Source organism: Propioniciclava sp. (assembly GCF_029977985.1).
Taxonomy (GTDB): Bacteria; Actinomycetota; Actinomycetes; order Propionibacteriales; family Propionibacteriaceae; genus Propioniciclava.
In genome coordinates, this window is sequence record NZ_JARKOT010000134.1 from 1 (window position 1) to 2,774 (window position 2,774).

Genomic DNA, 2,774 nt, shown 5'->3' on the forward strand with positions numbered 1-2,774 from the left:
CTCAACGCCCGCACGCTGCTGCACACCGCCGCCGGCGAAGGCGGCCTGCCGGACGACCATGCCGCCGCCGCCCTGTGGTGGCGGATCGCCCGGCACGTCACCCCTGCCGTCACCGCCGCCCTCGACACCGACCAGCCCCTCACCCCCGCGTGGACCACCACGCTCGCCGACACCGTCGGCGCCGAACGCGCCCACGAGTTGCAGGCCAGCCGGTGGTGGCCCGCCCTCATCACCGCGGTGGACCACGGCGTCCGCCAAGGCTGGACGCCCGCAGACCTCCTCACCATCGGCACCAACGGCGACCAACAGGTCGACGACTGCCTCGCCCTGGTCTGGCGAATCTCAACACTCACCGACCCGTCCTCCTCGCGCGTCGACGAGCCGGACCACCCGCCGCACCCCGCCGACGAACCGCCCGCCGACCTGTGGGACGGCTACGAACCCGCCCACCCGATCCTCCTCTGCGACCGCACCGAACACGACGAGGCGATGAACGTCGACCTCGTCGAGGAGCCGCCGTTCGACGTCGAAGAGCACGAGGATCGTGGCGACCAGCTGCCGTTGCTGGCGATGATCCGCAACAGCATGGCTCTGCCCGAGCCGACCGATCAGGGCGTCCGCCGGATGTTCGAACGCGCCGACGCCTGGCGCGACTGCCCCTCCACCCCCGAACGCCTCGCCGAGATCAACCAGCTCACCGCCACCTTCTACGCCGACCGCTTCCCCGGCTCCTGGGCCCAGCCCTACCTCGCCTCCCGCTTCAGCGTCGACCTCACCGGACACGCTGACCTACAACCCGGCTACGCCCCCACCGGCTGGACCACCCTCATCGCTCACCTCCACACCCTCGGCGTCACCGAAGACGAGATGCTCGCCGCCGGCGTCGCCACCACCGCGTCCACCGGCCGGTTGATCGACCGGTTCCGCGACCGGGCCGTGTTCCCTATCCGCCACGAAGGCGTCATCCTCGGCTTCGTCGGACGCCGCCATCCCGACCGCACCGACCAAGACACGGCCGGACCCAAGTACCTCAACACCGGCGACACGCCGCTCTTCCACAAGGGACCAGCTCTACACCACCGGACCGCTCGGCCCCGACATCACCCCCGTCATCGTCGAAGGCCCCATGGACGCCATCGCCGTCACCCTCGCCACCAACAGCAAGTACATCGGCGTCGCACCCCTCGGCACCTCACTGACTGACGAGCAAGCCGCCCAACTCAGCCAGCTCGGCCATCGGACGCCGATCGTCGCCACCGACGGCGACCTCGCCGGCCGCGTCGCTGCCGAACGCGACTACTGGATCCTCAGCCCCTACGGACACGACCCGCGCCACGCCCCGTTGCCCGACGGCACCGACCCCGCCGACCTTCTCACCACCGGACGCCGTGGCGTCCTGACCGCAGCACTCGACAACGCGAGGCCGCTGTCCCAGGAGCTGATCGACGAACGCTTCGCCCACCTAGCCCCAGCGCACGCCGCCTTCGAAGTCCTTCGCATTATCGCCGCCCAACCACCAAAGCACTGGGAGACCGGCCTGCAGGACATCGCCGAGCGGCTTTCACTCCCCGTGAGCGTCCTCAGAACCGCCCTCACCGACCTCACCACCGCGTGGAACGAAGACCCTCGCGCCAGTGGCAAGGTCGCCCTGCGCGACATCGGCGACGTCAAGAACCGCCTCGTCCACCAGGCCGAGAACAGCGTCCGGGAACATGTGGCCCAGAGCGCTTCAGGGACCGCATTTCAGATCTGATCGGGCAGATCCGATGAACTCGCCCATCACCCCTTTGCGTCACTGGGCCGGTAGCGCCCAACCGCCGGTACCGCCACTCCCGCCGAGGAGTCGCGCCAGCGTGCCCGCGTCGAGGTAGGGGATCGACCCCCACCCTCGTGGTCCGAAAGGGCGGTCACAAGGCAGCGCCGCTCGGCTGGCCGGCGAGGCGCAGCAGTCGGACGCCGACCTGGGCGAACCACAGCGGCAAGAGCAGTCCGTAGAGCAGGTAGGCCGGGCCGATGAGCGGGCGCACGGCCTCCGACACGATCCCGAGCACGCCGGTGGCGAGGCCGACCGCGCCAAAGGCTCGCCCGAGCCCACCGCGCCCCCCGAGCAGCGACAGGACGCCGATCGCGGCCGCGGTCAGGATCCCCGCCCACGGGGCGCCGTTGACCGCCGACGCGAGGGCGTCCGCTGCACCGACCAGAGCAGTTCGGGTGGCCGGATCGGTCGCCGCGGCGTAAGCGTCCGCCAGGAGCATGACCCCGCCGTGCAGCGACTGCGGGCTGCCGCCGACGGCGAGCGCGGCGGTCTCCGAGGCGACGCCCAGCACGCCGCCCAGCAGCGCGAGGCTGCGGTCGGCGTCCCACAGCGCGACGGCGAGGGCGGCGAAAGCGATCAGTCCGGGCACGGCGAGCCCGACGAAGCACGCGAGCTCGACGATGTAGACGGCTCGGTGGTCGGCGACGTAGGTAAGCAGAGCGGTCCCGCCTGCCGGTGGCACGGGCGCGATGAACAGCAGCGCGATCGCCAGTGCCACCAAGGCCACGTACGCCCACGCGGCGAAGCCGCCGATCCGGTACAGAAGGCGCCGGCTGACGGGATTCAGCGTGAGCTCGCCCTCGATCGCCACCGCCCCCTTCATGGCGCGGCCGCCCGGGACGCGGCTCATGATCGGTTCTCCGAACGCCGCCCCGGCCGGTACGCGACGCAGCTGCCGCGCGCCAGACTGCCGAACACGATCGAGACGCCGATCAGGAAGCCGGCGTCGTAGAAGTGG

2 protein-coding genes and 1 pseudogene are annotated in these 2,774 nt (G+C 71.2%); 2 read left to right on the top strand and 1 reads right to left on the bottom strand.

Going from position 1 to position 2,774, the window contains the following annotated elements:
- Positions 1-1,203: pseudogene (locus Q1K57_RS08385) on the top strand (hypothetical protein); the annotation flags it as partial.
- Positions 1,127-1,753, top strand: coding sequence for a toprim domain-containing protein (locus tag Q1K57_RS08390; RefSeq protein WP_300080903.1), 627 nt, complete (start codon positions 1,127-1,129; stop codon positions 1,751-1,753). The pseudogene Q1K57_RS08385 and the gene Q1K57_RS08390, both read left to right, overlap by 77 nt.
- 154 nt (positions 1,754-1,907) lie before the next feature.
- On the opposite strand, the gene Q1K57_RS08395 is transcribed toward Q1K57_RS08390, so the two are convergent.
- Positions 1,908-2,666, bottom strand: a complete 759-nt coding sequence (locus Q1K57_RS08395; RefSeq protein ID WP_300080906.1) for a hypothetical protein — start codon at positions 2,664-2,666, stop codon at positions 1,908-1,910.
- Positions 2,667-2,774: the final 108 nt, after the last annotated feature.